We start from the raw sequence: 25,567 nt of genomic DNA on the forward strand, positions 1-25,567 counted from the left end.
GCCTTTGCCTGCCCCGTAGAGTCGAGCTTGCTCGACTGCTCCTGGCGCACGGTAGTCGAGCAAGCTCGACTCTACCCCTGTCCTGCGCGCACCATGGGGGCCTGTCCGAAACGATGGGCCGTCATGCAGAGTTCCGCTGTAACTTCCCGCGTCGAGGCGTTCTGCCGGCGCTTTGACGTTTCCGTCCCGATCCTGTTGGCGCCGATGGCCGGCGCCTGCCCGGTGCCGCTGTCGGCCGCGCTGGCCAATGCCGGCAGCATGGGCGCGATGGGCGCGGTGCTGTCGTCATCGGCCGACATCGGGCGCTGGATGGACGATTTCCGCGAGACCTCGACCGGCCCGGCGCAGGTGAACCTGTGGGTGCCGGACCCGGCACCGACCCGCGATGTCGCCGCCGAAGCCGCCAGCCGCAGCTTCCTCGCGCAGTGGGGCCCGGACGTGCCGGCCAGTGCTGCCGACGCCACGCCTGCCGATTTCGACGAACAGTTCGCCGCGCTGCTGGCCGCGCGCCCGGCGGTGGCCTCGACCATCATGGGCGTGCTGCAGGCACGCCACGTGCAGCAACTGAAGGACGCCGGCATCACCTGGATTGCCTGCGCGACCACGTTGTCCGAAGCGCGCGCAGCGCAGGACGCCGGTGCCGATGCGGTGGTGGCGCAGGGCGTGGAGGCGGGTGGCCACCGTGGTTCGTTCGACCCGGCGATGGCCGAACGCCAGTTGGTGGGATTGTTCGCGCTGCTGCCGCGCCTGGCCGATCACCTGCAGATTCCGGTGATTGCCGCCGGCGGCATTGCCGACGGTCGCGGCATCGCCGCCGCACTCACCCTGGGCGCCAGTGCGGTGCAGATCGGCACCGCCTTCCTGCGCACGCCCGAAGCAGCCATTGCCTCAGCCTGGGCCGATGGGCTGGCCGCCAGCGAACCGGAAGACACCTGGCCGACCCGCGCCTTCAGTGGGCGCCTGGGTCGTGGCCTGGCCACGGCCTATGTGCGCGCGGCCGCGGCGGAAGGCGCCCCCGCGCCACGCCCGTATCCGGTGCAGCGCGGGCTGACCGCGCCGATGCGCAAGCAAGCGGCGCAGCGCAATGAACTGGCGGCGATGCAGGCCTGGGCCGGGCAGTCGGCATGGATGGCGCCGGCACGACCGGCGGCCGAGGTGCTGCGTGGCATGTGGGAACAGGCGCAGGCGCTGCTGCGATGACGGTAACCTGCAACGGCCAACCGGCACGGGTCGAGGACCTGCTGCCGGCGCTGGTGAACTACGGTCACTTCACTTCCCTGCAGGTGCGTGGCCATGCCGTGCAGGGGCTGGACCTGCATCTGGCGCGGCTGTCACAGGCAACGCGTGAACTGTTCGGCAGCGAGCTTGACACCGCGCAGGTGCAGGCATGGATGGCGCTGGCAGTACGACAGTCAGGGCAGGCCGATGCCTCGCTGCGGGTGACCGTGTATTCGCGCCACTTCGATTTCCGCAATCCGCTGGCTGCCGTGCCGGTGGATGTGCTGGTGGCGGTGTCCGCGCCGGTGACGCTGAGTGCACCGAAGCGTGTGCGCAGCGTGGCCTGGCAGCGCGAGCTGCCGCAGATCAAGCACGTGGGTACGTTCGGCCTGTTCGCGCAGCGTCGGGCGGCGCTGGCCGAGGGCTTCGACGATGCCCTGCTGGTCGGCAGCGATGACTGCATCAGCGAAGGCACGACCTGGAACCTGGCCGTGCACGACGGCCATCAGTTGCTCTGGCCGCGCGCGCCAGCCCTGCGCGGTACGGCCGAGAGCCTGCTGAAGCAGCATTGGCCCGGCCCGCAGGTGACCCGGCCCTTGCCGAGGGCGGCACTGGCCGGTGTGAAGGCGGCCTTTGCCTGCAATGCCAGCGGCCTGTGGGCGCTGGAGGCCATCGATGGGCAGGTCCTGCCGGGCTCGCAGGCGCTGGCTGAACAGGGCAGGGCGGTACTGGCGGGCGTGCCGTGGGACGCGCTGGGGTCAGATCCCTTTTGCGCGGCAAAAGGGATCTGACCCCGGGAGCAGGTGCCTGGGGTTGGCTCGGCCCGGCTCTGCCGCTATAATCGCCCGCTTACCTCGCCATCCTGGCGACTGGGCAATAGGAAAAACACCATGGTCAAGATTCGACTGACCCGCGGCGGCGCCAAGAAGCGTCCGTTCTACCACATCATCGTCACCGACGTGCGCAGCGCGCGCGACGGCCGCAACATCGAGCGCGTTGGCTTCTACAACCCGGTCGCCCAGGGCGCCGAGAAGCGCATCGAGCTGGACCTGGCCCGCGTTGACCATTGGGTCAAGAACGGCGCCCAGCCGACCGACAAGGTCCGCAACCTGATCAAGGAAGCGACCAAGTCCCAGGCCGCTGCGGCCTGATCCTGACGGGCCACGCTTCGGCGTGGCCCTCTTGGTTGAAGCAGATGAAAGATATCGAGCGCCGCATCCTGCTGGGCAGGGTTGTCGGCGCTTTTGGTGTGCGCGGCGAGATCAAGCTCGAGTCCTGGACCGAGCCACGTTCCGCCATTTTCCGTTACCAGCCGTGGATCGTGCGCAGCCCGTCCGGCGTGGAAACCACGATTGAAGGTGTGCGTGGCCGCGACAGCGGCAAGCACCTGGTCGCCCGTTTCCCCGGCGTCGAGGACCGTGATGCGGTCGAAGCGATGCGCGGCACCGAGATCTACGTGGCGCGCAGTGCCTTGCCGCCGCCGAAACCCGACGAATACTACTGGGTGGATCTGGAAGGCCTGGATGTGAAGACCACCGAGGGCGTTGCCCTGGGCCAGGTCTCGCATCTGTTCAGCACCGGCGCCAATGACGTAGTGGTGGTCCGCGGTGACCGCGAGCGGATGATTCCGTTCGTGCAGCCGGACTTCGTCAAGTCGGTCGATTTCGAGGCCAACCTGGTCGTGGTCGACTGGGACCCCGAGTTCTGAGTGTGAGCATGCGTTTCGACGTCATCACCCTGTTCCCTGAATTCCTCGCCCAGTCCGCTGGATTGGGCGTGGTCGGGCGTGCGCAGGAGAAGGGGCTGTTCAGCCTGCATGGCTGGAACCCCCGTGATTACGCCGAAGGCAACTACCGCCGGGTGGACGACCGTCCGTTCGGTGGTGGCCCGGGCATGGTGATGCTGATCGAGCCGCTGCAGGCCTGCCTGCAGGCGATCCGCGAGGCCGATCCGACCCCGGCACGGGTGATCTACCTCAGCCCGCAGGGCGCGCCGCTGACCCAGGCCAAGGTGCGGGAACTGGCGGCGCTGCCGCGCATGGTCCTGCTCTGTGGCCGCTATGAAGGCATCGACGAGCGCTTCCTGGAAGCCAATGTCGACGAGGAGATTTCCCTCGGCGACTACGTGCTGTCCGGTGGCGAACTGGGGGCGGCGGTGATCATCGACGCCGTGGCCCGGCTGCAGGATGGTGCCTTGAACGACGCCGAGTCGGCGGCCCAGGACAGCTTCGAGGGCGACCTCGGCCTGCTCGACTGCCCGCATTACAGCCAGCCGGCCCAGCACCCGCTGGGTGACGTGCCGGAGGTGCTGCGTTCGGGCAATCACGCGGCCATCGCCGCCTGGCGCCGCCAGCAGTCGCTGGTCCGTACCGCCCAGCGGCGCCCGGACCTGCTGGATGAACAGGCGCTGGGCAAGGCCGACCGCAAACTGCTGGAACAGGGCCGCCAGGCCCAGAAACACAAGGCCAGCCCCTAGCGCAGGGCTGGCTTTATCGGCTATCATGGCCAATTCCCGTCGGCCCCGGCCGGCGTGCGCAGTACCCAAAACAAACGTGCAGCACAGTCCGGTGACTGCATGAGCCTACGTTGTCGATACGACACGCCCACCCGAACAAGAATCGGTGTAACCCATGAGCAAGCTGAACAAGTCCATCGTCGCGGAATTCGAATCCGCCCAGATCACCCGTGAACTGCCGAAGTTCAGCCAGGGCGACACCGTTGTCGTCAACGTGAAGGTGAAGGAAGGCAGCCGCGAGCGCGTGCAGGCCTACGAAGGCGTCGTCATCGCCACCAAGAACGCCGGCCTGAACTCCTCGTTCACCGTGCGCAAGATCTCGCACGGCTACGGCGTCGAGCGCGTGTTCCAGACCCACAGCGCCATCATCGACTCGGTCGAAGTGAAGCGTCGTGGTAAGGTCCGCGCCGGCAAGCTGTACTACCTGCGTGGCCTGGAAGGCAAGGCTGCCCGCATCAAGGAAGACCTGGCTGCCGCTGCTGCCGCCAAGGCTGCCCGTCTGGCCGAAAAGGCCTGATAAACAACTTCGGTTGTTGCCGCGACGGCCGCCTTCGGGCGGCCGTTTGCGTTTGTGGCACCGCATCGGCCACGATCGGCTGATGAACGATATCAACCCGCGCTATCCCGCCGTGATCCAGGCGGCACTGCGCTTTCTCGACGGCAAGGGGCTGGCGCGTGCGCAGTCGGCGCCGTTGCTGCATCGCCTGCTGTGGCGCCTGGGCATTGCGCTGCCGCCGCCGATCCTGGCCGGTTTTGCGACCAACGCGCTGGTGCAGGGTCTGCTGTTCGGGCTGTTCTGGACCGCCCTGATGTGGCTGATGCTGTGGCAGGGCAGCGAGCGCCCGCTGGCGCTGCTGCTGGCGGCCGGCCTGTTGGCCGGCGTCCTGTTCGGTGTGGTGATGGCGGCGCTGATGCGGTCGCTGCGCCGCCACCGCAGGCTGCCGGACTGGCGGCAGTTCCGGACCCGGCACGCGGACTGAGCCGATGGCGCGCCGCGCCGTGACCGCCAGGCGCGGACCGCGCTAGTCTGCAGCCATCATCCCGATGGAGGTGCCGTGCGATGCCTGCCAAGCGAACCGCACCCGCCGCCGTGCCCAGGCTGCTGTCCGGCGGCAACCCGCAGATCGCCAAGGGCGAGGGCGATGCTCCCGTGCAGGCCTATATCGCCGCGATGCCCGGCTGGAAGCGGCCGATCGGTGCGCAGCTCGATGCGCTGATCGGCCAGGCCGTGCCGGGCGTGCACAAGGCGGTGAAATGGAACTCGCCGATGTATGCGGTTGCGCCGGGCGCGGGCTGGTTCCTCAGCTTCCATTGCTTCACCCGCTACATCAAGGTGGCGTTCTTCCGCGGCACGGCACTGACGCCGGTGCCGCCCGAGTCGTCGCGCAGTGCCGACACCCGCTACCTGCACATCTGCGAAGATGCGCCGTTGGATGAAGCGCAGTTCCTCGACTGGGTGCGGCAGGCGGCCGCGCTGCCCGGCGAGCACATGTAACCCCCGACGTTCCCATCCCCTTGCCGACGAGAGCCCCCGATGGCCACGCATGCACCCAACCCTGCCGATGCCGGAACAGCGGCGGCCGAACTGATCGACGCGCGCATCGCCGAGCTGGGTGATTGGCGTGGTGAAACCCTGGCACACGTGCGCGCGCTGATCCATGAAGCACTGCCCGACGTGCAGGAAACCTGGAAATGGCGGGGTACGCCGGTGTGGGAGCACAACGGCATCCTGTGCACCGGTGAAACCTACAAGCAGGCGGTGAAACTGACCTTCGCCCACGGCGCGGCGCTGCCGGACCCGAAGGGCCTGTTCAACGCCAGCCTGGACGGCAACACCCGGCGCGCGATCGACATCCATGAAGGCGCGATGCCCAATGCGCCTGCGTTGAAGGCCTTGCTGCGTGAAGCAGCGAAGTACAACGCGGCAAAGAAAAAGCGGTAGTGCCGGCCGCCGGCCGGCAACCTCGCGATGCCTCTGGAAGCGCAGGGAATTGCCGGCCAGCGGCCGGCACTACCGTTGAATTTGTCGATGCACGAGGTTGCCGGCCAGCGGCCGGCACTACCGTGGCGGTGCGGCATCCGGGTCGGCCACCGGCGAGGGCGGGCAGGCGGGGATTTCCGAGGGCGTGGCCAGCTCTTCGGCGTGCGACGGGGCGCCCATCATCTTTGCCTTGCGCCAGCCGCCCCAACGGTAATAGGCCAGCGAGAGCAGCATCGAGACCAGCGAACTGACCGGGAAACTCCACCAGATCGCATCGGCGCCCCAGTAGGGCTGCAGCAGTTCGGCGAACGGCACGCGCACGCCCCACAGCGACGCGGCCAGGATCAGCAGCGGGGCGATCACCGCGCCGGTGGAGCGCACCACGCCGGAGATCACGAAGCTGACGCCGAAGAACAGGAACGAGCCGATCACCACGTGATTCAGATGCCGGGCCGTCTCCAGCGCCTGGCTGGCCGGCGGCAGGAACAGGGCCAACAGCTGCCGGTCGAACACCACCAGCGGCAGGATCAGCGCACCGGTAAGCAGGAAGTTGAACAGCACGCCCTGGCGCGCGGTGCCGCGCACGCGGTCCCAGCGCTGCGCGCCGACGTTCTGCGCGGCCATCGACGAACAGGCCGCGCCGATCGCCATCGCCGGCATCTGCAGGTAGTTCCACAGCTGCAGCGCCGCACCATAGCCGGCGGCGGTGTCGGTGCCGTACTGGTTGACCATGGTCATCAACAGGATGATCGACAGCGAGATCAGCACCATCTGGAAGCCCATCGGCACGCCCTTCACCACCAGCGCCTTGAGGATGGTCAGGTCGAGCTTGAACAGGTGCATGTCGGCACGGCCCAGCCACAGGCTGTGGCGCTTGTGGCGCATGTACAGCAGCAGGCCAGCCAGTGACAGGGTCTGCGCGACCAGGGTGGCCCAGGCCGAGCCGGCGATACCGAGCGCAGGCAGCGGGCCCACGCCGAAGATCAGCAGGGGGTTGAGCACGATGTCCAGGACCACCGACACCATCAGGAAGCGGAACGGTGTACGCGAATCGCCGGCGCCGCGCAGCGCGGCAGTGAGGAAGGCGAACGCGTACAGCGTCGGCATCGCCAGGAAGATGATCTGCAGGTAGGCCTCGGCCAGGGGCAACGAGGCGGCCGGCGTGCCCATCGCGGCCAGCAGCGGGTGGGCCATGAACCAGCCGGCGATGGCGATGATCACCGACAGCCCGATGAAGAACGTGGCGCTGGTGCCGACCACCCGCCGCGCCTGGGCGATGTCGCGCGCACCCATGGCCTGGCCGATCAGGATGGTGGAGGCCATGCCGAAGCCGAACACCGAGCCGATCAGGAAGAACATGATGTTGTTGGCGTTCGCGGTGGCGGTCAGCGCCGCCTCGCCGAGGAAGCGCCCCACCCAGACCGCGTTCACCGAGCCGTTCAGCGACTGCGCGATGTTGCCTGCCAGGATCGGCAGGGAGAACAGCAGGAGACTGCGGCCGATCGGGCCGGAGGTCAGGTCAAGCGGCGCTTTGGCCATGGAGTGGTGATCGAATCCCGGGAGGCGCACACTAGCACCAAGCCGGTTTGCGGGATGTGGCAATGCATCAACGACTGCAGGTGACGTGGCACGTAGCGCTGGCCTTGATCGGCGCCGTACTGGCCGCATGTTCGATGGACGACCGGTTGGGTGATACCCAGATCCGGCCGACCGACCGACCCGAATGCCTGGTGGGCAGCCAGCGCCAGGATCTGGCGTCCGGCGTGCGGCCCTTGATCGGCGGCACCGGCTGCCGTGTCGACCCGGACAATCCGCGTCCTTTGAACAAGCCACCGGAGTAGTTTCGCCCCATGCCCGAGCTTTCCCCGCTGTCGCCCAGTGTCCGCCTGGACATCTGGTTGTGGGCGGCCCGTTTCTTCAAGACCCGCAGCCTGGCCAAGCAGGCCATCGAAACCGGCAAGGTCAGCGTGGCCGGGCAGCGCCCGAAATCCTCGCGCGCGGTGCGCGTGGGCGAGCAGCTGCAGGTGGATCGTGGCGAGGAGCATTTCGAGATCCAGGTGCTGGGCCTGAGCGATCAGCGCGGACCGGCACCGGTGGCGCAACAGCTGTATGCCGAGAGCGAGGCCTCCAGGGCGCGGCGTGCTGAACAGCGGGCGCTGCGCATGGCCGCTCGTGACGGGTTCCAGCCGCCCGAGCACAAGCCGGACAAGCGTGCGCGGCGATTGATCCGCGCCCTGGGTGACATCGACGCGCTTTGACGGTAGTTGCCCACCTTGGTGGGCGTTGTGCCTGGCTGCCAACCAAGGTTGGCATCTACCGGTTCATGGCCGCCCGGCGTGCGCTGTGCCGCGCGCGCTCAGCCACGGTTCGGCTTGCGCCCCGCAGGTTGGGTCTTCCTTCTCATGGAAGATCGCAATGCGCCTGCGCCACAGCCTGTTGTGCCTGTCCCTCGCCACCGCTGCCCCGGCGTTCGCCGCCGACATCACCTTCTGGGATACGCCGCAGCGCGGTGGCAACAGCTTCAACGAGAACCCGCCTGACCGTGCCTACCTCCAGGCGCTGCGGGACACCGGTGCGACCTGGGTCCGGCTGAGCCCGGACAAGTGGAAGAGTGCCGGCGGCCGCGACTTCCTGATGGGCGATGCCGACCGCTACCAGGGGCTGGTGCAGGCCGACGTGGCCATCCTGCGGCGTGCGCTGGATGACGCCAATGCCGCGGGCCTGAAGGTGGTGCTGGTGCCGTTGTCGCTGCCCCTGCTGCGCTGGAAGCAGAAGAACAATGGCGTGGTCGACCAGCGGCTGTGGCAGTCGATGGACAACCATCTGCCTGCGCAGCGCTTCTGGCATGACCTGGCCACGGCATTGAAGGGGCATCCCGCGCTGGCGGCCTACAACCTGATCAATGAGCCGGTGCCGGAGTACGGTGCAGGCCTGGCCGAACATGCCTCAACCGATGCCATGCGGCAGTGGTATGCCGGTGTGCAGGACGGTCCGCGCGATCTGCGCCGCTTCTACTCGGCGCTGATCGCCAGCATCCGCGAGGTCGATGCGGACATGCCGTTGATGCTGGATGCGGGCTGGTATGCCGCCGCCGATGGGTTCAACTACTGGCCAGCGCCGTTGGCCGATACCCGGCTGCTCTACAGCGTGCACATGTATGAGCCGTATGCGGCGACCAGTGCGCCGAACCAGAAGCGCGCCACGCCGTACCGGTATCCGGGCCTGGTGCCGTTCGGTGAGCACAGTGAACGCTGGGATGCCGCGCGCGTGCAGGCGTACCTGCAGCAGCCGATGGACTGGGCCAGGACCCACGGCATTGGCGCCAATCGCATGGTAATCGGTGAGTTCGGCTGCATGCGGCGCTGGCCGGACTGTGCCCGCTATCTGCGCGACGTGCTGGCCGTGGCCGAGCAGCAGCGGGTTCACTGGGCCTTCTACGCCTTCCGCGAAGACGGTTGGGACGGCATGGACTACGAGCTGGGCGACACGGCGCTGCCGGGCTCGTACTGGCAGGCGGTGGAGAAGGGCGAGCCTGTGCAGCCACCGCGTTCGATGCAGGCGCCGCTGTTCGCGCCGATCCTGCAGCGGTTGAAAGACGGGGCGCGTTGAAAACGCCGTCGCTGCTCCGCATGCCAACCAAGGTTGGCATCTACCGGGTCATGGCCGCCGTCGGATCGCTCTGGTAGTCGCCCACCTTGGTGGGCGACTGGATGTGCCAACCAAGGTTGGCACCTACCGAGGCACGTCAACCGTGCAGGTCGTAGCGGTCCAGCTCCATCACCCGGGTCCAGGCGGCGATGAAATCCTGCACGAACTTCTTCTCGCCATCGGCGCTGGCATAGACCTCGGCCAGTGCGCGCAGCACCGCATTGGAACCGAACACCAGGTCGGCGCGGGTACCGGTCCAGCGTGCAGCACCGTCGTTGCGGCCACGGCCTTCGTAGCTTTCACGGCCGGTGGCCTTCCACTGCGTGCCCATGTCCAGCAGGTTGACGAAGAAGTCGTTGCTGAGCGTGCCCGGGCGCGCGGTGAACACGCCGTGCTTGCCGCCGTCGGCATTGGCGCCGAGCACGCGCAGGCCACCGACCAGTGCGGTCATCTCCGGCGCGGTCAGCGTCAGCAGCTGCGCCTTGTCGATCAGCAGCGCCTCACCCGGCACGCTGTAGGCGCCCTTCAGGTAATTGCGGAAGCCATCGGCGGCCGGCTCCAGCACCGCGAACGATTCGACATCGGTCTGTTCCTGGCTGGCATCGGTGCGGCCCGGGGTGAACGGCACGCTGACCTCATGACCCCCGGCCTTGGCGGCCTGTTCGACACCCACGCCACCGGCCAGCACGATCAGATCGGCCAGTGAGACCTGCTTGCCGCCGGCATTGAAGCTGGCCTGCACCTTTTCCAGCGCGGCCAGCACCTTGGCCAGCTGCTGCGGCTGGTTCACCGCCCAGTCCTTCTGCGGCGCCAGGCGGATGCGTGCACCATTGGCGCCGCCACGCTTGTCCGAACCACGGAAGGTCGAGGCTGACGCCCAAGCGGTGGAGACCAGCTCGGCTACGCTCAGGCCCGCTGCGGCGATCTGCTGCTTCAGTGCGGCGATGTCCCTGGCGTCGATCAGCGGGTGCTGTGCCTCAGGCAGGGGGTCCTGCCAGATGAACTGTTCGGCCGGAATTTCCGGGCCGAGGTAACGCGCACGCGGGCCCATGTCGCGGTGGGTCAGCTTGAACCAGGCGCGGGCGAAGGCGTCGGCGAAGGCCTGCGGCTCGGCGAGGAAACGGCGCGAGATCTTCTCGTAGGCCGGATCCATGCGCAGCGACAGATCGGTGGTGAGCATGGTGGGGCGGTGCTTCTTCGACGGATCGTGCGCGTCGGGAATCACCGCGTCGGCATTCTTGGCCACCCACTGGTGCGCACCGGCCGGGCTCTTGCTCAGTTCCCACTCGTTGCCGAACAGGATTTCGAAGAAGTCGTGGCTCCACTGCGCCGGAGTACGCGTCCAGGTCACTTCCAGGCCGCTGGTGATGGCATCGCCGCCCTTGCCGCTGCGGAAGCTGCTGGCCCAGCCCAGGCCCTGGTTTTCCAGGCCGGCGGCTTCCGGTTCCTTGCCGACGTTGTCGGCCGGGCCGGCACCGTGGGTCTTGCCGAAGCTGTGGCCACCGGCGATCAGCGCGACGGTCTCCTCGTCGTCCATGGCCATGCGGCCGAAGGTATCGCGGATGTCATGCGCGGCCAGCACCGGATCCGGGTTGCCATCCGGGCCTTCCGGATTGACGTAGATCAGGCCCATCTGCACCGCAGCCAGCGGATTTTCCAGCTTGCGCGAATGCACGTCGCCGTCGGCGTCGTCATCGGACACCAGCACGCCATGGTTCTCTTCAACGCCTTCCGAGCCATGCTTGTAGCGCACGTCGCCGCCCAGCCAGGTGGTCTCGCGGCCCCAGTACACATCCTGGTCCGGCTCCCAGGTGTCGGGGCGGCCGCCGGCGAAGCCCAACGTCTTGAAGCCCATCGATTCCAGCGCGACGTTGCCGGTGAGAATGAGCAGATCGGCCCAGGAAATGGCCTGGCCGTACTTCTGCTTGATCGGCCACAGCAGGCGCCGGGCCTTGTCCAGGCTGACATTGTCCGGCCAGCTGTTGAGCGGTGCGAAGCGCTGCTGGCCACGGCCGCCGCCGCCACGGCCGTCGCCGATGCGGTAGGTGCCGGCACTGTGCCAGGCCATGCGGATGAACAGGCCGCCATAGTGCCCGAAGTCGGCCGGCCACCAGTCCTGCGAATCGGTCATCAGCGCCTTCAGGTCCGCCTTCAGCGCAGCGTAGTCCAGCCCCTTGAAGGCCTTGGCGTAATCGAAGCCGGCATCGAGCGGGTTGGAGCGCGCCGAATGCTGGTTGAGCAGGTCCACGCGCAACTGGTTCGGCCACCAGTCGCGGTTGGTCGTCGCGTCGCCGACGACGGCATGGTTGAACGGGCACTTCGCTTCGCTTTTCATGGGTCTCTACCTGTGGACTGGCGAAAGGTGGAATCGGGGGAGGCCTGACCACCATAGGCGGCGCCTACCAATGGGTAAATTCGATTGATTCAACCGCTGCGATAGTGGATGCCTATAGATGGCCGCGCACGCCTGTGCATGATCAGCGCTTGAGCAGGCCCGCGCCCAGCTTCATCAGATCGCTGGCTCCGAACTGGCCGTCGCCGTCCTGGTCCAGTACGCCGCCGAGCAGGCTGCCGATGCCGCCGGACTGTTGCGTTTCCTGGCCCAATGCCTGGCTCAGCTGGCCTGCGTTGCCGCCCTGGGCGAAGCGCTGGGCCAGGAAGGACATCACGATGGGGGCGAGGATCGCCAGCAGCTTGCCGGAGGTGCCGCTGTCGAGGCCGGTCTTCTGCCCGAGCAGTTGTGCCGCCTGCGGTTGCTGGCCACCGAACACATGGCCGAGGATGCCGGCGCCATCGGTGGCGCCGCTGCCACCGCCGCCCATCACCGCGCCCAGGATGCCGCCCAGGTCGAAGCCGCCGCCACCGCTGTGGTCGCGCTGCAACGCGTTGAGCAGCGACTGCGCGCCCTGTGGCTCACTGGCGTTCTGCCCCATCGCGCCGAGCAGCAGGGGCAGGGCGCTGCCGACCGCCTGGGTGGTCTGGCTGCTGTCCAGGCCGAGTTGCTGGGACACCTGCTGCAGGCCCTGGCCCTGCTGCAGCTGCTGGAAGAGGGATGCGGCAAGCGATTCGGTGTTCATGGCAGTCTCCGTTCTGTGAAGGAAGGACTGCCCGAGCATAACGCTGCGTGCACTACGGGAATGCGAAGGCAGCCGAGCATGGCTCGGCGCTACAGGGGGGCGGATTCCAGGTAGAGCCGAGCCCACGCTCGGCTGCTCCTGACCTGCCGACGCCGTTACAACAACGTCTTCAACCGGTACAGCGCCTCAAGCGCCTGCTTCGGGGTCAACTCGTCCGGATCGATCGCCGCCAGCGCTTCCTGCGCCTTGCTGGACGGCGCGCTGAACAGGCCGAACTGCTGTGGTGCGTCCAGAGCCTGCGGTGCCAGTTCGGCCGCGTGGCTTTCACCGCCGCGCTGTTCCAGCTCGGCCAGGCGACGACGCGCCTGCGCCACGGTCGCCCGCGGCAGGCCGGCCAGTGCCGCCACCTGCAGGCCGAAGCTGCGGTTGGCCGGGCCGTCCTTCACCGCGTGCATGAACACCAGCGCCTCGCCATGCTCGACCGCGTCCAGGTGCACGTTGGCAATGCCGCTGCGGCCGCCCTCGTGCTGTTCGTCGGCCAGCGCGGTCAGTTCGAAGTAGTGGGTGGCAAACAGCGTGTAGCAGCGGTTCTGGTAGGCCAGGTGGCGGGCCACTGCGTCGGCCAGCGCCAGGCCGTCATAGGTGGAGGTGCCACGGCCGATCTCGTCCATCAGCACCAGCGAATGCGCGGAGGCGTGGTGCAGGATGTAGCTGGTTTCGGCCATTTCCACCATGAAGGTGGATTGCCCGCGCGCCAGGTCGTCGCCGGCGCCGATGCGGGTGAGGATGCGGTCGATCGGGCCGATCAATGCGCGGCTGGCCGGCACGAAGCTGCCGATGTGGGCCAGCAGCACGATCAGCGCGTTCTGCCGCATGTAGGTCGATTTACCGCCCATGTTCGGGCCGGTGATGACCAGCATGCGACGGTCTGGATGCAGGTCCAGATCGTTGGGTTCGAACGGCTGTTCGCGCACCGCCTCGACCACCGGGTGGCGGCCGCGTTCGATCTTCAGGCACGGCTCGGCCTGCAGTTCCGGGCGTGCCCAGTCCAGCGCCTGTGCACGTTCGGCGAAGGCGGCCAGCACGTCCAGTTCGCTCAGCGCCGCCGCACACTGCTTCAGCGGTTCCAGCTGGCTGCCCAGGGTGTCGAGCAGTTGTTCGTAGAGGTACTTCTCGCGCGACAACGAACGGTCGCGCGCGGACAGCACCTTGTCCTCGAACGCTTTCAGTTCTTCGGTGATGTAGCGCTCGGCATTGGTCAACGTCTGCCGGCGGGTGTAGTGCACCGGCGCGCGGTCGGACTGGCCCTTGCTGATTTCGATGTAGTAGCCGTGCACGCGGTTGTAGCCCACCTTCAGGGTGGGAATGCCGCTGCTTTCTCGTTCGCGCTGTTCCAGGTCGACCAGGAACTGGTCGGCGTGGGTCGACAGCCGGCGCAGCTCATCCAGTTCTTCGTCGAAGCCATCAGCCAGCACGCCGCCATCGCTCAGCTTCAGCGGTGGCATTTCGGCAATCGCACTGGCCAGCAGCTGCGCGCATTCGTCGTGCTCGCCGAGCGCGGCGTGCAGGGTCTGCAGGCGCGGCGAATCCAGCGGTGCCAGCACCTCGCGCACGGCCGGCAGCAGGCCCAGGCCATCGCGCAGGGTGGAGAAATCGCGCGGGCGCGCCGAGCGCAGTGCAACGCGGGTGAGGATGCGCTCCAGATCGCCCAGGCGGCGGAACTGCTCGCGGATGTCGGCGTCGCTGCCGCGATCAATCAGGGTTTCCACGGCGTGATGGCGCTGCACCAGCACCTCGCGCAGGCGCAGCGGACGATGCAGCCAGCGCCGCAGCAGGCGGCCGCCCATCGGCGTGACCGTGCTGTCGAGCACGCCCAGCAGGGTGTTGCGGGTATCGCCGTCGACGCGCGTATCCAGCTCCAGGTGGCGGCGGGTCGCGGCGTTCATCGCGATCGCCTCGCCGGCGGTTTCCATCGCGATCGAGGTCAGATGTGGCAGGCGCTGCTTCTGGGTTTCCTCCACATAGCCGAGCAGGGCGCCGGCGGCGGCGGTGGCGCGCGGCTTGTCGTCGATGCCGAAACCGCTCAGGTCATGCAGCTTGAAGAAGGCCAGCAGCTGGCGGCGGCCGCTGTCGGCGTCGAACAGCCACGGTGCGCGGCGGCGCACGCCGGTGCGCTGGCGCAGGAATTCCGGCCAGTTCTCTTCGTCGGGTACCAGTAGTTCGGCCGGCTCCAGGCGCGCCAGTTCGGCTTCCAGCGCGTCGTCGGTCTCCACTTCGTTGACCAGGAAGCGACCACCGGCCAGATCGGCCCAGGCCAGGCCGTAGCCCTGGCGGGTACGCGACAGCGCCATCAGCAGGGTGTCGCGGCGCTCGTCCAGCAGCGCCTCGTCGGTGACCGTGCCAGGGGTGACGATGCGCACTACCTTGCGTTCGACCAGACCCTTGGCCAGTGCCGGATCGCCGATCTGCTCGCAGATGGCCACCGACTCGCCCAGCGCCACCAGCCGCGCCAGATAGCCCTCGTAGGCATGCACCGGCACACCGGCCATCGGGATCGGCGCGCCGCCGGAACTGCCGCGCTGGGTCAGGGTGATGTCGAGCAGGCGCGCGGCCTTGCGTGCATCGTCGTAGAACAGCTCGTAGAAGTCGCCCATGCGGAAGAACAGCAGCAGGTCCGGGTAGTCGGACTTGGCTGCGAAGAACTGCTTCATCAGCGGGGTGTGTTCGGCGGACTTGTCTTTGGACATGGGACTCGTGGATCGGGGCATCCGGCCGCGCCGGAAGGCTGCGGCGGCGGAGCAGGGACAGGGCCGTCCATGGTAACTGCTGGGGCACCCGGGTGCCGGTACCGATGCCGGGCCACAGGGCGCATCAGGTCGCTGCCCGCGCGATCTGCCGAGGGCGGGTGGGCCCCTTCATGGCGATCGCGCGGCGGGGGATTTCCGGTATCCGCCATCAACGGTATTCACTGGCATTATGAATGCGGGTATCGGGGGTATTTTCCAGGCCGCTCCGCACAGTTCAGGATATTCTTGAAGGTATATGCAGAAAATCTCTTAAAGATTCTCCCGGTTACGCCGCCATCGATCGTACGGCCATGATCAAGGGAATTGAGATGCTCGCCTTACGCAACCTCCGTGTGGGTTCCCGGCTGGGTGCCGGGTTTGGTCTGCTGCTCCTGTTCATCCTGGCCATTGTCGGCCTGGTGCTGTACGGAAATCACCTCAAGTCCGCCCAGTTCGAAAAGGTGGTGGACGTGAACATGGTGAAGATGCGGCTGTTGAACGACATGCTCGATACCAACAACGCGATGCTGATGCACCGGCGGTTGATGGTGATCAAGCGCGGCGAGGATTTCGACAAGGATTATCAGCAGGCCCTGCAGCTGTCGCATACCTACGACGGTATATGGGCGCGTTACGTCAAGATTCCGCGCGACGCCACCGGCGATACGCTGGTGGCGAAAATCGAAGCGGCGCGCAAGGCCACCGAGGTTTCCACCGGGCAGCTGCATGCACGCATGAAGGCCGGTGATTTCGACGGTGCCGCCCGCGAACTGCTGGCCGAGCATGGTCTGGCGACGGCCTGGAATGAATCCATTTCCGCGCTGCTGCGCCACCAGGAATCGCTGACCGCGCGCAGCCGCGAAGAATATCGCGCCACCGAGGCCTGGACCGGCACGCTGTCGATGGTATTTGGCGCACTGAGCCTGCTGCTGGGGTCATTGGCGGCCTGGGCGATCACCCGCAGCCTGACCCGCCCGCTGGCGGGGGCGGTGAAGCTGGCCGACGGTATCGCCAGCGGACGCCTGGACACTGCCATCGACGCCTCGGGCAACGATGAGGTGACCCAGCTGCTGAAGTCGATGCAGCGCATGCAGTCCCAGGTGCAGGCGGTGATGGCGGCACAGGGCGAGCTGGCCCGCCAGCACGATGCGGGAAGTCTCAGCTATCGCATGGACGAGAGCGCGTTCCCGGGCGACTACGGACGCATGGTGCACGAGACCAATGCCCTGGTGGGCTCGCACGTACAGGTGCAGAACCGCTTGATCGAGGTGATGAAGCATTACGCGCGCGGTGACTTGTCGGTGGACATGGATCCATTGCCGGGCGAGAAGGCGGCGATCACCCAGGCCATGGACGAGACCAAGCGCAGCCTGTCGGCGATCAATGGCGAGATCCGCCGGCTGGCGACGGCAGCGGCCGCCGGCGATTTCAGCCAGCGCGGTGATGAAGCGCGCTTCTCCTACGAATTTGGTGACATGGTGGCCGGGCTGAACCGGCTGATGCAGACCACCGACGAGAATCTGGTACAGGTCTCGACCCTGCTGCAGGCGATCTCGCGCGGCGACCTGACGGTGCGCATGGAAGGTGATTTCCATGGCGTGTTCGCGCGCATGCGGGACGACTGCAACGCCACCGTCGATCAGCTCAAGCAGATCGTCGGGCGCATCCAGTCCAGTGCATCGAGCATCACCCTGGCCGCAGGTGAGATCGCCGCCGGCAATACCGATCTGTCGCGGCGCACCGAGCAGCAGGCGGCCAACCTGGAAGAGACCGCTGCATCGATGGAGGAGCTGACGTCCACCGTCAAGCAGAACGCCGAGCACGCGCGTCAGGCCAACCAGCTGGCCATCGGCGCGCATGGCGTGGCGACGCAGGGCGGCGATGTGGTCGGCCAGGTGGTGACCACGATGTCCGCCATCGAAGCCGCTTCGAAGAAGATCGCCGAGATCATCAGTGTGATCGATGGCATCGCCTTCCAGACCAACATCCTGGCGCTCAACGCGGCGGTGGAGGCCGCGCGCGCCGGCGAGCAGGGCCGTGGCTTTGCGGTGGTCGCCAGCGAAGTGCGCACGCTGGCGCAGCGCTCGGCGGGGGCGGCCAAGGAGATCAAGGGGCTGATCGAGGATTCGGTGGGCAAGGTGGCCGATGGGTCGGCGCTGGTACGCCAGGCGGGCACCACCATGGGCGAGATCGTGGCCTCGGTGCAGCGCGTGACCGACATCATGGCCGACATTTCCGTAGCCTCGCAGGAGCAGAGTTCGGGCATCGAGCAGGTCAACCAGGCGGTGGTGCAGATGGACGAGACCACGCAGCAGAATGCAGCGCTGGTGGAAGAAGCCAGTGCCGCCGCACGCTCGATGGCGGAACAGGCCAACCTGCTGTCCGAGGCCGTGGCCGTGTTCCGTACGGGTGCGGTCGCTGCGGCCACATCGGTTCCGCGCGCGCTTGCCGCAGTGGCCGCCTCGGTCGCGCCGGTGCGACGACCGGCGGCGCTGTCGCCACGCATCGAGCAGACGTTGGCCGCCAATGCAGGTGGCTGGGAAGAGTTCTAGCGGTAGCGCATGCCGGCAGGGAGACGGCGCCCATCGCGATGGCTGATCGCGGTGGGCGCACCTTTGTTCCTGAACGCGCCATGGCCGATCAGGTGGCGGACACGCGCATTTCACTTCCGGTTGCCACCCCCGGGAGGAGACTTGCGACATACCGCAACCTTGGAGATGGCCATGAAGACCTCGACCCGATTGCTTGTGCTGGGCACGCTGCTGGCGGCATCGTCGGTGGCCGGCGCCCAGACCTACGGCCCGCGCGATGAGGGACGCCGTTTCAACGATGGCAGCCGCGTGGTCTGCAAGAACGTGGAAGTGCAGCGCAACTCGCGCGATCCCAACCGTATTGCCGGCACGGCGACCGGTGCGGTGATCGGTGGCCTGCTGGGCAACCAGGTGGGTGGCGGCAACGGCAAGAAGCTCGCCACTGTGGCCGGAGCCGTGGCCGGTGGTGCGGCGGGCCGGCAGATCCAGGGCAACAGCCAGCAGAAGAACGGCGATCGCGTGGTCGAACGCCGCTGCGAGCGCGTCTACCGCTGATTGCCTGTATCCGCGCAGCCCCTTCCGCAGCAGCACGTAGTACGTATGTCCCGAACGCCGGCCCCGTGCCGGCGTTCGTCGTTGAGTGGCCCCGTATCGCGGGCCGCGGTGCGGTGTCTATACTGCGCCGACTTCAACGGATGAACGCCCTGTGAACGAATCACCCCTGGCTGAGTCGCGCGCGCCGGTTGCCGAGGTCGATCCAGCACCGGAAGCGACAGCGCGCTTCGGCCGCCTGCGTGAGCGTACCGACGAGCTCGAATTGTTCATCTCCGGCCTGCTGGCGTTCGCACTGTTGGCGGTACCGGGTTACCTGTTCGATGCCTGGGCGCGCAGCAGCCTGCACACCGAAGGCATGTATTTCCAGGTGCTCTGGTTTGGTTTCAGCATCAGCGTAGGCATGTGCTACGTACTGGCGGTGGCGCTGATCGCGCACCTGACCGTGCGCGGCTACTGGATCGGGCTGATCGGGTTGAAATCGCACTTTCCCAAGGGCATCGACTGGGAGCGGCTGCAGCAGATGGGCCCGGTATCGCGTGCTTTCCTCAAGGCCCGCGACGGTGGCCTGGACGGCAGCATCGAGCGCGCCGACCGCCTGGCCACGCTGCTTTTCTCCACCACGCTGCTGGCGGTGCAGACGCTGGCGGGCACCCTGGTGGTCGCTGTGCTCACGCTGTGCGCGGCGATGGCGATCAGCGCACTGGCCGGGGGGGCGGAGCGCGTCGGCATGACGGTGGTGGCAACGGTGCTGAGCAGCCTGTTCGCGCTCGCGCTGGTGCCGGCGGTGCTGGAACGTGTCATTGCACGCCGGCAGCGGCGCGGCCAGTCCTCCGACCGCCAGCAGCGCTGGCTGCAACGTTTCCTGGGGGCCATGCAGCGTGTTCCCCTGCTGCGTCTGATGCAGGCGATGCAGTTGACGTTGCAGAGCAACCTGCGCTCGCGTTCGTTCATGGCGGCCTACCTGCTGGCGGTGATGGTGGCAATGGTGCTGGGCGGGGTGCAGGTGCTGGGTTCGCTGAAGTTCTCGCTGTTCAACCGTTATCAGGTGATGACCGACGAAGCGGTCGAACACGGCATGCTCAGTGCGCACTACGAGTCGCTGCGCTCCGCGCATGATCAGCTGTTGCCGTATCCGATGATTCCGTCCGACACGATCAGCGGTTCGCGACTGCGCGTGTTCATTCCGCATCGGCCGCAGCGTGACAACCCGCTGGCGCGCCAGCGCTGCACCGCGCTGCCGGGCGCCCGCAACGAAGCGACCGGCATGCAGGCGGCCAATGCGGCAGTGGAGTGCCTGTCGCGGCTATGGCAGGTGCAGCTGGACGGTACGCCGGTGGATCTGCACGACTTCATGCCGATGGAGCGTCGCGACCTCGACATGCGTGGCCTGGTGGGCTATCTGCCAACGGCAGGGCTGACGCCGGGGCGGCATGATCTGTCGCTGGTGTGGAATGCGCAGGGCGGCACGCGCGGAGGCGATCGTCGTCGCGAGTTCCGCATCCCGTTCTGGTACGCCCCAGACCCCTGAGAAAAGGGGACGGAGGGGATTAAGTCGCAATCGCCCAATCTAGCCGTTTACGACTTAATCCCCTCCGTCCCCTTTTCTGGCGAGGAGGCGGTGGGCGGCGAGGCTGCCGTAGAGCAGCAACAGGGCGGTGAGGGTGATCAGTTCGTGGCTGACCTCGGCCAGGCGGGCGTCCATCTGGTTCAGGCGCACCATCAGGTTGATGCCCGAGGTGGTCGGCAGCAGCTGCGCCAGCCAGACCAGCGGTTGCGGCGTCATCACGGCCGGCCACGACAGGTTGGCCAGGAAGAACAGCGGGATCGAGGTGGCGATGATGTACTGGAACGCGCGTTCGCGGGTGCGGAAGAAGCTGCCTACGAACAGTCCGAACGCCACCGTGGCGGCGATGAACAGGGTGCCGCCCAGCAGCTGGCCCAGCGGATTGCCGCCGCGCGGATAGTCCTGCACCCAGGCGGTGAAGCCGGCGTAGTAGAACAGACCGAACAGGCCGATCAGGCCGAAGCCCAATGCCATGCCCGCCAGCGTTGGCAGGTCGAAGCGCAGGCGGCGGCCCAGCGCGAGTCGGCGGCCACCCAGCAGTACGCCGATGCCCATCAGCAGGGTCTGGTGCACGATCAACTCGGCTACACCGGGCACGATGGCGCTGCCATAGCCTTCCTGGGTGTTGTACAGCGGGCGCTGCACCAGCGTGACCGGTGGCGCCTGCGGTGCGCCCATGAAGGTTGCCTGGCCGACCACCGCGTCACGTCCGAATGCGCCCAGTGCATCGGCCACGCTGCCCAGCACCCAGCTGGCGCGGCCCAGGTAGGCGCCATTGCCAAGCAGCACCAGCTTGGCCGGGTGCCCACGCAGGATGTCGCGCTCCAGGTTGGCCGGGATCAGCACGATGCCCTCGGCATGGCCGGCTTCCAGCTGCTGGCGCGCGCTGTCGATGTCGGCCGGTTGCCCGACCACGCGTGCGACCCGCAGCGCGTCGAGCTTGCGCAGCAGTTCGCGGCTGGTGGCGCTGTGGTCTTCGTCCACCACCAGCACCGGCAGGTTGCCGGCCACCTGGTGGCGATACGCGGCCGGGTAGAAGAACGAGTACAGGATCACCGCGCCGACCATCACCACGATCGCGTAGCGGTCGCACAGCACCGCCATCAGGGTCTGCCGCAGGCTGCGCCATAATCCACTCATGCGCCGGCCCCCGCAGGCTGTGCGGCTTCGGGCGTACGCGCGAACGCGATCAGGCGCAGGCCGCCGATGCCGCCGGCCACGACCGACATCAGCAGCAGCGTGGCCAGCGGCCACAGCGAGACCAGCGGCGGTGAACCGATGAACTGCTGCTGGGTCTGCAGCTTGATGTAGGCGCTGAGCGGCAGCAGCTGGTGCCAGACGCGGGTGAACAACGGCCCGTCCAGTACCGGGAAGGTGGCGCTGGAGAACGCCAGCGCGGTGCCGATGCTGAGGCCCACTGCGGACAGTGCGGTGCCCATGTCGCGGGTTACGCCGACGAAGAACAGCGCGTACGCGGCGGTGGCCAGATAGAACAACGGCTGCGCGAGCACCAGCAGCAGCACGCTGCCGGCCACGCCATCGCCACGCAGCCACGCCAGGTAGCCGAGGCCGAGCGCGCCATACAGCGAGAACAGCAGGATGTACGGCATGATCTTGCCGGCGATGGCCGCCCACGGCGTGCGACCCAGCCAGCCGGGCAGGGTGCCATCGCGGATCTCGCGGCCGAGGCTGCCGGCCACGGCCAGTGCCAGCACCAGCGACAGTACGGCCGGGAATATCAGCGGCAACAGGAACAACTCGTAGCTGCGCGCCGGGTTGTAGAGGATGTCCGACTGCACCGCGATCGGTGCTGCACGCAGCTTGCCCGGGCCGACCTGCAGGCCGATGCGCTCGCGCAGCAGGCGTGCATTCCAGGCCGAGACCGCGTCGCCGATATCACGCGCGGCGGACTGGCCGGTGGTCATGTAGGTGGCGTTGTAATAGGCGAACACCGTGCCCTGGCGGCCACGCAGCGCCTGCCGGGTGACATCGCGCGGCACCAGCACGATCGCGAACACGTCCAGGCGGCGCAGCTGCGAACGTGCCTCCTCCATGTCCGCTGGCTGGCTGGCGATGCGTACGCCGGGGCTGGCATCGAGCATGCGCAGCAGCAGCCGGCTGTCGCTGCTGTGGTCAAGGTCGACCACGGCAATGGGGATATCGCGCATCACCGACGGGGTGAACATCCACGCCATCAGCACCAGCATCAGCAGCGGCAGCAGCGTGACCAGCATCAGATCGGCGCGGTTGCCGCACAGCGCACGCAGCTCGCGCCGCCACGAAGCGGCGAAGCCACCGCTGCCTGGGCTCAGTGCTGGGGCCATGCGAACAGCACGCTCATGCCGGGGCGGAAGCCCTCGATGCGGCGTACCGGGCGCACCCGCACCTCGAAGCTGCGGACGTCGTAGCCGGACGACTGGCGGGTGGTACGCCAGGTCGCGTAATCGCCGGCGGGGTTGATGAAGTAGACCTCGAACTCAGCGTCCTGCCCCAGCGCGGGCACGCTGCCCTTCAGCTTGCTGCCGACCTTCAGGCCCTGCATCTGCGATTCGCGCAGGTTCATCGCCACCCACATGCGGTCGATGTCGACCAGGGTGAACACCGGGTAGCCGGCCGGCACCAGTTCGCCCGGGTCGGCCATGCGCTTGTTGATCTCGCCCGACATCGGCGCGCGCCCTTCCACTTCGGCACGCGCGGCGTTGACCTCGGCCACCGCGCCCTGCGCCTGCTGTACCTGGCCCTGCGCGGCGCGCTTGTCCTGATCGCGCGCGCCGGCCAATGCCATGTCGTACTGCGCGCGGGCGGCACGCGCCAGTTCGCGCGAACTGGTGGCCTGGGCATGCGCTTCATCGCGCTTCTGCCGGCTCATCACCCCTTCGTTGAACAGGTTCTGCACGCGCTGGTAGGTGGCTTCGGCCAGCGTCGCGCCGGCTTCGGCGCGCTTCCAGTTCGCTTCGGCGGCGCGGATGTCTTCGCTGCGCGCGCCTTCGTCGGCCTTGTCGGCCACCGCCTGCGCGGCGGCCAAAGCACCGTGGGCCTGCTGTTCCTTGGCGGCCACTTCGGGGCTGTCGAGCAGGAACAGCACCTGCCCTGGCTGCACGCGGTCGCCCTCGCGCACCTTCAGTTCGGCCACGCGCGCGGTGATCTTGGCGGCCACGTTGATCGTGTCCGCATCGGCCATGCCCTGGATCTGGTCGGCCGGGCTGCGCCAGGCCAGCCACAGGCCGAGCACCACCACGACCAGCAATACCACCACCAGGATCGGTCCCAGCCGGCGCTTGCCGGGGGGCGTCGTCGCTTCGTCGTGCAGCACATCACTCATGGTCGATCACCTCGTCCGCACGCCGCCGGAACTCTTCGAAACGGTCCATCTGTCCACTGATCTCCAGCAACTGTGCCAGCGCAATATCGTATTGGTAAGCAGCCTGCGCACGCTCGACACGGGCGCCACCGAGGCCGAGCCGCGCGTCGATCACATCCAGCGAGGTGGCCTGGCCTTCGCGGAACGCCAGTTCCTGCAGGCGCAGGTTTTCCTGGGCCTGGGCGATGCTGCTGTCGAGCAGCACGAACTGCTGGCGCGCGGTTTCCAGTTCGTTCCACGCCTTGCGCACGCCCAGTGCGACCTGGTTCTCGGCCTCGCGCAGGCCGGCCTCGGCCTGCTCCTGCTGCGCGCGCGCGGCGCTGATCTGCGCCGGCCGCGAGTTCGGCGACAGGAAGGTGTACTTCAAGCCGATGCCGAACGCCCAGTCCGGATCGGTCAGCATCTCGTCGCGGCGGCGGAAGTCGTACTGGCCGAAGGCGAAGATCTGCGGTTTCAACTTGGCCTGCTGCACGCGCACGCCCTGTTCGGCCTGTGCCACCATCGCCCGCAGGCGTGCGATCTGTGGCTGGCGCGCCTGCGCAGTGCGCTCGAAGCTGGCCACCGGTTCCAGCGGCACCCGCTGCACGAACAGTGGCGATACCGGCTGCACCTCGCCACCGCTGCGCAGCAGCGTGGACAGCGCGGCCTTCAGCGTGGCCAGGTCGTTCACCGTCTTCTGGTACTCGCGCTCGGCCTTGTCGCGGGCCACAGTGGCCTGCAGGCGCTGCGCGCGCGTGGCGAAGCCCTCGCGCTCCAGCTTTTCCGCGTCGGACAGGTGGCGGTTGAGACCATCGCGCACATCGCGGCGCACGTCCACCGCCTGTTCGGCCAGGCGCTGGCCGAAATAGGCCTGGGCCAGCTGCACGGTCAGCGATTGGCGTTGCGCTTCACGTTCGGCGCTGGCCTGTTCGTCGGCGGCGCTGGCGGCACGCTGCGCGGCCGGGATTACGCCACCGGTGTACAGCGGCAGCACCGCGGTCACCACCGGGCGCGTGCGCCAGTCGCGTTCGGTGAACGACAGCGGCGAGTCGATGCCGTAGGCCTCGGCCACCGGCGCCAGCGAGCCCAGCGGCAGGGTGAGGGTCTTCTGGAACTGCAGGCGGCGCACTTCGCCGGTGATCTCCGGCAGCCGCAGCAGGCGGGTGGCGTCCTGCAGGTCCTGCTTGTTGCGCACCGCCGCGTCGGCCGCCGCGAGCGCGTCGGAGACCTGCTCCAGGCGTTGCCGTGCCTGTTCCCAGTCCAGCGCCGGTGCATCGGCGGTGCTCTGCGCGGGCGCCGCGAACGGCAGGCAGGCTGCCAGCGCCAGCGCGGCCGCCGCGCGGTGCATCCTTGTACGTCGGCCGATCACGCCCATGCCGTCCCAATGGTGAAGAAGTGCGCAAACGGTAGTGCGCGCGGCGTGAAGCCCGGGTCTGCGGTCATCGGTTTCTCCTCAACGAAGGGTGCCGCTGGCGGCGGTGCGCAGCGCCTGGGTGATGTGCTGCAGCGTGCTAGAGCGCACGGCCGCATGCTGCCAATACAACGGCACGTCGAGCCAGCGGCGGGGTTCCAGTACCACCACGCGGCCGGCGCGCACGGCCAGTGCGACCAGCGTTTCCGGGGCCATGCCCCAGCCGAGTCCGCATGCCGCGGCTTCGACGAAACCGGTGGAGGAGGGCAGGTAGTGTAGCGGTGGCTGCAGCCGCGCGCGGGTCAGCCGTCGCACGAAGCGCCACTGCAGTTCATCCTTGCGGTTGAACACCAGCATCGGTGCGCGGGCCAGCGCCGCAGCCTGCATGCCCTGATCAAAGTACTGGCGGGCGAAGCCGGGCGAGGCGATGGCGTGGTAGCGCATGGCACCGAGCGGGTGCACGTTGCAGCCCTTCACCGGTTGGCTTTCGGCGGTGACCGCGCCGAGCACGCTGCCATCGCGCAGCAGTTGCAGGGTGTGGTCCTGGTCGTCCATGCGCAGGTCGAACAGGTAACCATGGCGCTGGTGCAGGTCGGCGATGGCCGGGACGAACCAGGTATCGAGCGAATCGTCATTGACCGCCAGCGGAATCGGTGTGCGCGCGGCGTCGTTGCCGCGCTCGGGCAGCAGCTCGGCCAGCGCCTCGGCCTCCAGTGCCTGCATCGGCCGCACCCGGCGCAGCAGTGCCTCGCCAGCGGCCGTCGGGCGGCAGGGCGCCTGCCGCACCAGCAGCACCTGGCCGAGCCGGTCCTCCAGTGCCTTGATCCGTTGCGACAGGGCCGAGGGGCTGATCGACAGGCGGCGTGCAGCGGCCTCGAAACTGCCTTCCTCCAGCACCGCCGCGAACGCAGCCAGTTGCGGATGTACCAGGTCCATGCAGGG

General features: G+C 67.8%; 24 protein-coding genes. 15 read left to right on the forward strand and 9 right to left on the reverse strand.

Annotated features, from left to right (window positions below; all coding sequences use genetic code 11):
- The first annotated feature begins 123 nt into the window (after positions 1-123).
- From C9412_RS02945 to C9412_RS02985, 9 genes are all read left to right on the forward strand, one after another.
- Positions 124-1,200 carry a nitronate monooxygenase gene (locus C9412_RS02945; RefSeq protein WP_107230237.1) on the forward strand — a complete coding sequence of 359 codons (1,077 nt, stop codon included), beginning with the start codon at positions 124-126 and terminating at the stop codon, positions 1,198-1,200.
- Complete coding sequence (locus C9412_RS02950; RefSeq protein ID WP_107230238.1) at positions 1,197-2,009, forward strand: aminotransferase class IV family protein; 813 nt, start codon at positions 1,197-1,199, stop codon at positions 2,007-2,009. Before C9412_RS02945 ends, C9412_RS02950 begins: the two co-directional genes overlap by 4 nt.
- Before the next feature lie 99 nt (positions 2,010-2,108).
- Positions 2,109-2,369 (forward strand): 30S ribosomal protein S16, encoded by a 261-nt coding sequence (gene rpsP / locus C9412_RS02955; RefSeq protein WP_005415733.1) that lies wholly within the window; start codon positions 2,109-2,111, stop codon positions 2,367-2,369.
- 44 nt (positions 2,370-2,413) lie between these two features.
- On the forward strand, positions 2,414-2,926 hold the full coding sequence (gene rimM / locus C9412_RS02960) for a ribosome maturation factor RimM (protein WP_049431209.1): 513 nt from the start codon (positions 2,414-2,416) through the stop codon (positions 2,924-2,926).
- Positions 2,927-2,934: 8 nt separating this feature from the next.
- Positions 2,935-3,693 (forward strand): tRNA (guanosine(37)-N1)-methyltransferase TrmD, encoded by a 759-nt coding sequence (gene trmD, locus C9412_RS02965; RefSeq protein ID WP_107230239.1) that lies wholly within the window; start codon positions 2,935-2,937, stop codon positions 3,691-3,693.
- Between the two features lie 154 nt (positions 3,694-3,847).
- A complete protein-coding gene (gene rplS, locus C9412_RS02970) occupies positions 3,848-4,249 on the forward strand; it encodes a 50S ribosomal protein L19 (RefSeq protein ID WP_005408597.1) in 402 nt (133 codons plus the stop codon).
- Positions 4,250-4,331: 82 nt separating this feature from the next.
- Entirely contained in the window at positions 4,332-4,712 is a 381-nt protein-coding gene (locus tag C9412_RS02975; protein WP_107230240.1) for a DUF6404 family protein, read from the forward strand.
- 80 nt (positions 4,713-4,792) lie between these two features.
- Positions 4,793-5,227 (forward strand): DUF1801 domain-containing protein, encoded by a 435-nt coding sequence (locus tag C9412_RS02980; protein ID WP_107230241.1) that lies wholly within the window; start codon positions 4,793-4,795, stop codon positions 5,225-5,227.
- A gap of 39 nt (positions 5,228-5,266) precedes the next feature.
- Positions 5,267-5,674, forward strand: coding sequence for a DUF1801 domain-containing protein (locus C9412_RS02985; RefSeq protein WP_107230242.1), 408 nt, complete (start codon positions 5,267-5,269; stop codon positions 5,672-5,674).
- 117 nt (positions 5,675-5,791) lie between these two features.
- On the opposite strand, the gene C9412_RS02990 is transcribed toward C9412_RS02985, so the two are convergent.
- A complete protein-coding gene (locus tag C9412_RS02990) occupies positions 5,792-7,252 on the reverse strand; it encodes an MATE family efflux transporter (RefSeq protein WP_107230243.1) in 1,461 nt (486 codons plus the stop codon).
- Between the two features lie 62 nt (positions 7,253-7,314).
- Here C9412_RS02990 and C9412_RS02995 point away from each other — a divergent pair, with 62 nt between their 5' ends.
- The 3 genes from C9412_RS02995 to C9412_RS03005 all read left to right on the forward strand — a co-directional run bounded on the left by C9412_RS02995 (position 7,315) and on the right by C9412_RS03005 (position 9,322).
- Positions 7,315-7,554, forward strand: coding sequence for a hypothetical protein (locus C9412_RS02995; protein ID WP_107230244.1), 240 nt, complete (start codon positions 7,315-7,317; stop codon positions 7,552-7,554).
- A gap of 9 nt (positions 7,555-7,563) precedes the next feature.
- A complete protein-coding gene (locus C9412_RS03000; RefSeq protein ID WP_107230245.1) occupies positions 7,564-7,971 on the forward strand; it encodes an RNA-binding S4 domain-containing protein in 408 nt (135 codons plus the stop codon).
- Between the two features lie 157 nt (positions 7,972-8,128).
- Positions 8,129-9,322, forward strand: a complete 1,194-nt coding sequence (locus tag C9412_RS03005; protein WP_258189943.1) for a glycoside hydrolase family 5 protein — start codon at positions 8,129-8,131, stop codon at positions 9,320-9,322.
- Between the two features lie 136 nt (positions 9,323-9,458).
- On the opposite strand, the gene katG is transcribed toward C9412_RS03005, so the two are convergent.
- The 3 genes from katG to mutS all read right to left on the reverse strand — a co-directional run bounded on the left by katG (position 9,459) and on the right by mutS (position 15,185).
- Positions 9,459-11,696, reverse strand: coding sequence for a catalase/peroxidase HPI (gene katG / locus C9412_RS03010; protein ID WP_107230246.1), 2,238 nt, complete (start codon positions 11,694-11,696; stop codon positions 9,459-9,461).
- A gap of 142 nt (positions 11,697-11,838) precedes the next feature.
- Positions 11,839-12,438 carry a DUF937 domain-containing protein gene (locus C9412_RS03015; RefSeq protein ID WP_107230247.1) on the reverse strand — a complete coding sequence of 200 codons (600 nt, stop codon included), beginning with the start codon at positions 12,436-12,438 and terminating at the stop codon, positions 11,839-11,841.
- 155 nt (positions 12,439-12,593) lie between these two features.
- Complete coding sequence (gene mutS, locus C9412_RS03020; protein WP_107230248.1) at positions 12,594-15,185, reverse strand: DNA mismatch repair protein MutS; 2,592 nt, start codon at positions 15,183-15,185, stop codon at positions 12,594-12,596.
- Positions 15,186-15,553: 368 nt separating this feature from the next.
- Here mutS and C9412_RS03025 point away from each other — a divergent pair, with 368 nt between their 5' ends.
- From C9412_RS03025 to C9412_RS03035, 3 genes are all read left to right on the forward strand, one after another.
- A complete protein-coding gene (locus tag C9412_RS03025) occupies positions 15,554-17,776 on the forward strand; it encodes a methyl-accepting chemotaxis protein (RefSeq protein WP_107230428.1) in 2,223 nt (740 codons plus the stop codon).
- Positions 17,777-17,941: 165 nt separating this feature from the next.
- Positions 17,942-18,310: a glycine zipper 2TM domain-containing protein gene (locus C9412_RS03030; RefSeq protein ID WP_014646414.1), complete on the forward strand. Its 369-nt coding sequence runs from the start codon at positions 17,942-17,944 to the stop codon at positions 18,308-18,310.
- A 151-nt stretch (positions 18,311-18,461) separates the two neighbouring features.
- Entirely contained in the window at positions 18,462-19,838 is a 1,377-nt protein-coding gene (locus C9412_RS03035; protein WP_107230249.1) for a hypothetical protein, read from the forward strand.
- A 54-nt stretch (positions 19,839-19,892) separates the two neighbouring features.
- Here C9412_RS03035 and C9412_RS03040 read toward each other — a convergent pair whose 3' ends face one another.
- From C9412_RS03040 to C9412_RS03060, 5 genes are all read right to left on the reverse strand, one after another.
- Positions 19,893-21,014 carry an ABC transporter permease gene (locus C9412_RS03040; protein ID WP_181358658.1) on the reverse strand — a complete coding sequence of 374 codons (1,122 nt, stop codon included), beginning with the start codon at positions 21,012-21,014 and terminating at the stop codon, positions 19,893-19,895.
- Positions 21,011-22,198 (reverse strand): ABC transporter permease, encoded by a 1,188-nt coding sequence (locus C9412_RS03045; RefSeq protein WP_107230250.1) that lies wholly within the window; start codon positions 22,196-22,198, stop codon positions 21,011-21,013. Before C9412_RS03045 ends, C9412_RS03040 begins: the two co-directional genes overlap by 4 nt.
- Positions 22,183-23,196, reverse strand: coding sequence for an efflux RND transporter periplasmic adaptor subunit (locus C9412_RS03050; protein WP_107230251.1), 1,014 nt, complete (start codon positions 23,194-23,196; stop codon positions 22,183-22,185). Before C9412_RS03050 ends, C9412_RS03045 begins: the two co-directional genes overlap by 16 nt.
- Positions 23,189-24,589, reverse strand: coding sequence for a TolC family protein (locus C9412_RS03055; protein ID WP_107230252.1), 1,401 nt, complete (start codon positions 24,587-24,589; stop codon positions 23,189-23,191). The genes C9412_RS03050 and C9412_RS03055 overlap by 8 nt, the downstream gene beginning before the upstream one ends.
- 78 nt (positions 24,590-24,667) lie before the next feature.
- A complete protein-coding gene (locus C9412_RS03060) occupies positions 24,668-25,561 on the reverse strand; it encodes a LysR family transcriptional regulator ArgP (RefSeq protein ID WP_107230253.1) in 894 nt (297 codons plus the stop codon).
- Between the last annotated feature and the right edge of the window lie 6 nt (positions 25,562-25,567).

It is taken from the genome of Stenotrophomonas sp. Nf1 (genome assembly GCF_003028475.1).
In the GTDB taxonomy this organism is placed as follows: Bacteria; Pseudomonadota; Gammaproteobacteria; order Xanthomonadales; family Xanthomonadaceae; genus Stenotrophomonas.